At 52.1% G+C, this 6,703-nt stretch carries 4 protein-coding genes; 3 read left to right on the top strand and 1 reads right to left on the bottom strand.

Features of this window, described 5'->3' with window-relative positions; translation table 11 throughout:
* Positions 1-20: 20 nt before the first annotated feature.
* A complete protein-coding gene (gene gntR / locus RTY00_RS17165) occupies positions 21-1,016 on the bottom strand; it encodes a gluconate operon transcriptional repressor GntR (protein WP_154194851.1) in 996 nt (331 codons plus the stop codon).
* Positions 1,017-1,191: 175 nt separating this feature from the next.
* Here gntR and RTY00_RS17160 point away from each other — a divergent pair, with 175 nt between their 5' ends.
* From RTY00_RS17160 to RTY00_RS17150, 3 genes are all read left to right on the top strand, one after another.
* Positions 1,192-2,763, top strand: a complete 1,572-nt coding sequence (locus RTY00_RS17160) for an AbgT family transporter (protein WP_312665242.1) — start codon at positions 1,192-1,194, stop codon at positions 2,761-2,763.
* Between the two features lie 227 nt (positions 2,764-2,990).
* Positions 2,991-3,488 carry a GNAT family N-acetyltransferase gene (locus RTY00_RS17155; protein WP_312665241.1) on the top strand — a complete coding sequence of 166 codons (498 nt, stop codon included), beginning with the start codon at positions 2,991-2,993 and terminating at the stop codon, positions 3,486-3,488.
* 217 nt (positions 3,489-3,705) lie between these two features.
* On the top strand, positions 3,706-6,703 hold a 2,998-nt coding region (locus RTY00_RS17150; RefSeq protein WP_312665240.1), incomplete at its 3' end, for an inverse autotransporter beta domain-containing protein.

The raw sequence follows: 6,703 nt of genomic DNA, 5'->3' as shown, positions 1-6,703 counted from the left end.
GACTCAAAAAATCGCCAAAATCAGATGCTGTCACCTTCGGAGATTTCAAAGCCAACATCCAGCGGTTGCGTCATCGTGCGATCGCCACCAATCCGCGCCAGCAGCATCGCTGCCGATTCCCGTCCCATGCGCTCGCGCGGCGTTAACACCGTGGCGAGGCGCGGGTTGACCACTTGCGTGATGTCGTGGCCGTGGAAACCAGCAATCGCCATCTGCTCTGGCACACGCAATCCCTGACGCTGACACTCGAACATCGCGCCCACCGCCAGGTCATCGTTGGTACAAAACAGGCTGTCGGTTTCGGGATAACGCTTTTGCGCTTCACACAGCAGTTGCGCGCCGGCGCTGAACGAGGAGGCATCCTCCATCATCACGCTATGTGGCGTTAGCCCCGCTTCGCGCATCGCTTTTTCGTAGCCCTGCTGCTTCTGCAGGGTACGTTCATCGAGGCGCGCGCCGAGATAAACCGTGTGGCGATGGCCTTTTTTCAGAATAGCATGCGTCATCTGCCGCGCTGCTTCGACGTTATCGAAGCCCACCGCCATATCGAGGCACGGCGTTACCGAATCCATCATCTCAATCACCGGAATGCCCGCCACTTCCAGCATGCGCAGCGTGCCCGGCGTATGGGTACGTTCGGTGAGAATTACGCCATCGATATTCCAGCCGAGCAGCGAGCGCAGCTGCAACTCCTCTTTCTGCGCGTTATAGCCAAAGTGCGCTACCAGCGTTTGATAACCCGCTTCGTCAGTAACGGCTTCGATCCCGCGCAAAACGTCGGCGAAAACCTGGTTAGTCAGCGAAGGCAGCAGCACGCCGATAGCGCGGCTGGTGGCGTTGGAGAGCATATCGGGCGCGCGATTGGGGATGTAACCGAGCTCATCCAGCGCCACGGCGATCTTATCGCGTAGCGCCACCGAGACCTGATCCGGGTTACGCAGGTAGCGGCTGACAGTCATTTTTGTGATGCCGACGCGATCGGCAACGTCCTGTAATACCGGTCTTTTCTTCTTCATCTTATGCGCCTGAGATCAGAGATAAACCGAGTTTATCATTTTTTTGTCAGGTTCAGGTTTTGCGGGAACCCTCCTCAGGCAGAACTAACGAGAATGGTCTTGTAGCTAATCAAAGAAGGAACAAAGAGCATCGGCAGTCCTGCACATTAGACTAAATGACAAAACAAGGATCATTATGACGGACCATTCTTCTACACCAGCCAAACGCCCGATTGAGCGTTTTCTCAATACCGTTGAGTGGCTAGGAAACTTATTACCGCATCCGATTACGCTCTTTGCGCTGTTTGCATTGTTCATCATCGTCGCCTCCGCGATTGCTGCCGCCTTCGGCGTCAGCGTTATCGATCCGCGCCCGGTGGGTGCGGCAGGCCGTGCACCGGATGGTGTGATTCACGTGGTTAGCCTGATGAGTGCCGATGGTTTGCAACGCATCGTCAGCCATCTGGTCACCAACTTCACCGGCTTTGCGCCGCTCGGCACCGTGCTGGTTGCGCTGCTCGGCGTGGGCATTGCCGAGCATTCAGGGCTGCTCTCAGCGGCGATGCGCGCGCTGGTGTTTAACGCACCGAAAAAGCTCATCACCTTCACCATTGTCTTCGCCGGTATCGTTTCCAATACCGCTTCTGAGTTGGGCTATGTGGTGCTGATTCCGTTGGCGGCGATGATTTTCCACTCATTGGGACGTCATCCACTGGCGGGCCTGGCGGCGGCGTTTGCCGGTGTTTCCGGCGGCTACAGCGCCAACTTGCTGCTCGGCACCATTGATCCGCTGCTCTCTGGCATTACCCAAAGCGCCGCACAGATTATCGATCCTAACTACCATGTTGGCCCGGAAGTGAACTGGTACTTCATGTTTGTCAGTACCTTCGTTATTTCCATTCTTGGCACCTGGATCACTAACAGCATCGTCGAGCCTAAACTGGGCAAATATAACGACAGCGAAGGCGAGGCGGTACGTGGCGATATGGGCGCGCTATCGGCAGAAGAACGTCGTGCGCTGAAAGGTGCAGGTTGGGCGGTTTTTAGCGTTACGCTGCTGCTGATTCTGACCGTGATTCCAGGCTATGGCGTATTACTCAACCCGAAAACCGGCACGCTGGCGGGCTCGCCGTTTCTGAAAGGCATTGTGGTGTTTATCTTTGTCTTCTTCGCCATTCCTGGCATGGTATACGGCCGCATGATTGGCAATATGCGCAACGATCGCGACGTGATCAACGCCATGTCCGCCAGCATGAGCAGCATGGGCATGTACATCGTGCTGGTGTTCTTTGCGGCACAGTTCGTGGCGTTCTTTAACTGGAGCAACTTCGGCACCGTGGTGGCGGTGAAAGGCGCCAATTTGCTGGCATCACTGGATATGGGCGCGCCGCTGCTGTTTGTCTGTTTCATCATGATCTGCGGCTTCATCAACCTGATGATTGGCTCCGCCTCGGCGCAATGGGCGGTTACCGCACCGATTTTCGTACCGATGCTGATGCTGGTCGGCTTTGCGCCGGAAGTGATTCAGGCGGCTTATCGCATTGGTGATTCGGTAACCAACGTGATTACGCCAATGATGAGTTACTTTGGTCTGATTATGGCGGTGGCGGCGCGTTATCGTCGCGATATGGGCATCGGTACGCTGGTGGCGATGATGTTACCGTATTCGGTGGTGTTTATGATTGGCTGGACGCTGCTGTTTGTACTGTGGGTGTTTGTCTTCAATCTGCCGGTCGGGCCCGGTGCAGCCACCTGGTACACCCTGTAAAAGGCAAAAAAAAGCCAGCACCCGAGCTGGCTAAATAATACCTGGAAGCAATGTGAGCAATGTCGTGCTTACCCGGTTGTCAGGAGACGTTTCCGAGCTCGCATGACAATAATAATCATTATCATTCGCGTCTGTAAAGTATTTTTGCGGATTATTTTGCGTTGACGAACGATGTGAATTCCTTGATGTTAAAGGGGATTTATTCCATTTTGCACAAGGAGCGCTCTATGAGTCAGATCGTCATTCGTCACGCCATTCCCGAAGATGCCGCCGCTTTAACGCGCATGTATAGCCAGCCTGAACCGCAGGCCAGCACGCTGCATCTGCCGTTTCAATCACCGACGCTGTGGCAGGAACGCCTCAGCAATCCGCGGCCGGGTGTGCAGATGCTAGTGGCGTGTATTGACGATCAGATTGCCGGACAACTCACTCTTGAAGTGCTGTCGGTGGCGCGCCGTCGCCATGCGGCGACCTTTGGCATGGGCGTCGATTCTGCCTTTCATCGGCGCGGCGTCGGTAAAGCGCTGATGTCAGCGATGATTGATTTGTGCGACAACTGGCTGCAGGTGACGCGCATTGAGCTGACGGTGTTCGCCGATAACCACAAAGCGCTTGGCTTGTATCAGCAGTTTGGTTTTGAGATTGAAGGCACCGCGCGTCGACACGCGATGCGCGACGGCGAAATGGTGGATACGCATTACATGGCGCGTTTAAAAAACGCATAGCTACAGATGTTCGCGGGGCCTCAGGGCTCCGCATTTCAGCCCAGAAAAGTTCGATTGTCGTTAATAGCTAAAACCGCTCAACCGCTGCAATCTCCTGCTAATAAATAATTTCTCTGTCTCAATTTCTTTGGGACAGGTCTCAACCTCTACTTTTTTCATCACCTTCTAACATAGCGCCTCTCGGAATTTTCTCTTTTCCCAATTTAAGGCGTTCACCATGGAAGAATTCAGTCATAAAACCACCCCTGATGCGAAAGCGCCATGGGTAAAACCACTCATTTATGTGCAAATTGCTGTCCAAACGGCAATGGCACTTTCGCCATTTTGGCTGACGACTGCGCATGCTTCTGCTGATAGTCATACCATGAACAATACGGCAAGTAAGCTCAGCATGCTTGGCGAGGCAGCACAATCTAAAAACCTGCAGGCATTGCCCGCACAGCAAGCAACCGGCGTGGCGTCACAGCAACTTGAACAATGGCTGCAAAACTTTGGTACTGCCCGAGTTGAACTGAACACCGATTCAAAGTTTGCCGTTAATGCTGGCGCGATCGACCTGCTGCTTCCCCTAAGCCAAAACCAGCAACATCTATTTTTTAGCCAAAATGGCTTGCGCCAGATTGATGATCAGCTCACCGGCAATATTGGTTTTGGCATGCGCCATTTTTTGAATGAGTGGATGCTGGGTTATAACGGGTTTTACGATCAAAATATCAGCCGTGGGCACAAGCGCCTGGGTACAGGTGTTGAAGCCTGGCGTGACTACGTAAAACTCTCCACTAATGGATACTGGCGCGTGTCGGACTGGCGCAGTTCAGTGGATGTTGAAGATTATGATGCCCGCCCTGCTAACGGTTTTGATGTGCGTGCTGAAGGCTGGTTACCTGCCTATCCAGCGTTGGGCGGACGCCTGATGTATGAAAAATATTACGGCGATGAAGTCGCATTGATCAGCAAAGATAAGCGTCAGCGTAACCCAAATGCTGTCACGGCAGGCTTGAGCTGGACGCCAGTGCCGCTCATCTCCTTCACCACCGACCATAAGAAGAGCAGTAACCTCAGTGAAACCACATTTGGTGTGCAATTCGCATGGCAGTTTGGTCAATCGCTGGCTTCCCAACTGGATGCAGCCAGCGTAGCCAATAGACGCACACTCGCAGGCAGCGGCATGGATTTGGTGGAACGTAACAACAACATCGTGCTTGAGTACCGTAAGCATCAGTTAGTTGAATTAGCACTGCCAAAAGAAATTACAGGTGAAAGCGGTAAGAACGTACCGATTGCCGTGCAGGTGCAAGCCAAATATGGCGTTGCCAAAATTATCTGGAACGATGCCTCGCTCATTACTGCGGGCGGAAAGATTGTCGATCAAGGCAATAACAACTACCAACTGACGCTGCCGAAATACAGTGCGGGTTCAGCGAATCGCTACACGTTGAGCGGCGTCGCTTACGATAGCCGCAACAATGCATCTAAAACTGCGACAACGACCATCATCGTCAATGCCCCGGCTTTCAGCCTGGAGAAAAGCACGCTGGTGAGTTCAGATCAGTCGATTCTGGCGGATGGTAAAGCAACCACGACGATTATGCTGCGACTAGTTGATGAAAATGATCAAGCAATTACCGGCTTAGGCGATGCCTTAAAAGCCAATCTTGAAGAAAATCCACTTGCTGCATCATCTCCGCGAATCAGTACATTATCTATACCCGCACCTGCAAAACCCGCCACGCTAAGTGCCATCACTGAACAACCTGATGGCAGTTATACGATGGTGTTGACCGCCGGTACACGTCCTGCAGAAGTTAAGATTTCAACCTTGCTGGATGGTGTGGCTTTGCCATCGATCGTTGTACAGCAGATCAGTGATGCGGCAACCGCCAGAGTGCGAGATGGCGATGTGATTGCATTACAAGGTAATGCTGTTGCTAATGGCTTGGCCGAAAATCAGGTCCGCGCACGCATTACCGATGCAACCGGCAATCCGGTTGCTGGTGTTAGCGTCACGTTTAGCCTCAGCGGTTCAGCTCAGGTGGCCACTGGCGCCAGTTTGACGATGGTGAGTGACAAACAAGGTTACAGCCTACTGAAATTCACCAACCGTGTAGAAGAGACCGTAACAGTGGGCGTTAAAACCGCCAGCGGCAGTAGTGCTAAGGTTGATACGCAGTTTAAAGCGGATAGTGAAAATCCAGATGCAGGGGCATCGACGCTGAGTTCAACTATCTCATCTCTGATTGCAGATGGTCAGTCGGCAGCAACGCTGACTTTGAGCCTGAAAGACAGCGCAGGTAACGTGATTTCAGGCCAAACAGTGGAGTTTGTAAGTAGTCTGTCTGGTAGCGCATTTGATTCAGTAATCGATCATGGTGATGGCCGCTATTCAGCGTCAATGACCAGCACCAAGTCTGGCAATGCCACTATTACTGTTAAGGTAAATGGCCGCATTTTTGCAGTTGCTCCCGTCAATATGACTTTCACCGCTGACAGCAATAATATTGATGCCAGCCAATCCACACTGGGAGCTTCAGTTTCAACCATTGTGGCCAATGGCAGCACTGCCTCAACCCTTACTTTGCAGCTTAAAGATCGTAATGCAAACCCTGTCAGCGGTAAGCTTGTGACCTTCGCCAGCAGCCTTGCCAATAGCAATATCAGTAGCGTTATCGATCATGGAGATGGCAGTTACAGCGCTTCGTTCACCGGTAGCAAAGCAGGTGTGGCAACCATTACGGCTCAACTCGGCGGGGCAGCATTAGCGGTTAAATCCATTAACGTGTCATTAATCGCAGACATCAGCACTGCACGTATTGCCAGCAATGATTTTACTGTCGACAACGACCGTGCACTTGCGAATAACACTGAAATGGTAACTTATACTGCGACGGTGAAAGATGCTCTCGGAAATACCCTTGAGAACCAGCTAATCAATTGGAGTGTTGATTTAGAAGGCGCAACATTAAATAGCACGAGTAGCATGACAGATGCAGCCGGCCAAGCAGACGTTATGTTGAAGAGTGAGCGCTGGGGCTTCGCAACCGTTACAGCAACATTAAAGAATGGGTCTAACGTCTCAAACAATAAAGTACGCTTTACAAAATTAGTTATCAAAACGGGCAATGAAGTGGAATTAACGGCAACCGAAATCGCTGCTGTGCTACAAAACACTAAGGAGATTGACATCCAAATTTACGCCGGTTCCAAGGTTCAGAAAA

This window comes from Pantoea sp. CTOTU49201 (assembly GCF_032054795.1).
GTDB classification, from domain to species: Bacteria; Pseudomonadota; Gammaproteobacteria; order Enterobacterales; family Enterobacteriaceae; genus Pantoea; species Pantoea symbiotica.
This window is presented reverse-complemented; position numbering and strand designations above follow the sequence as displayed.

What these genes read in the sequence shown, in the direction of transcription:
- gntR (WP_154194851.1), bottom strand. Translation starts at nt 1,016, where the DNA reads ATGAAGAAGAAAAGACCGGTATTACAGGACGTTGCCGATCGCGTCGGC.
- RTY00_RS17160 (WP_312665242.1), top strand. Translation starts at nt 1,192, where the DNA reads ATGACGGACCATTCTTCTACACCAGCCAAACGCCCGATTGAGCGTTTT.
- RTY00_RS17155 (WP_312665241.1), top strand. Translation starts at nt 2,991, where the DNA reads ATGAGTCAGATCGTCATTCGTCACGCCATTCCCGAAGATGCCGCCGCT.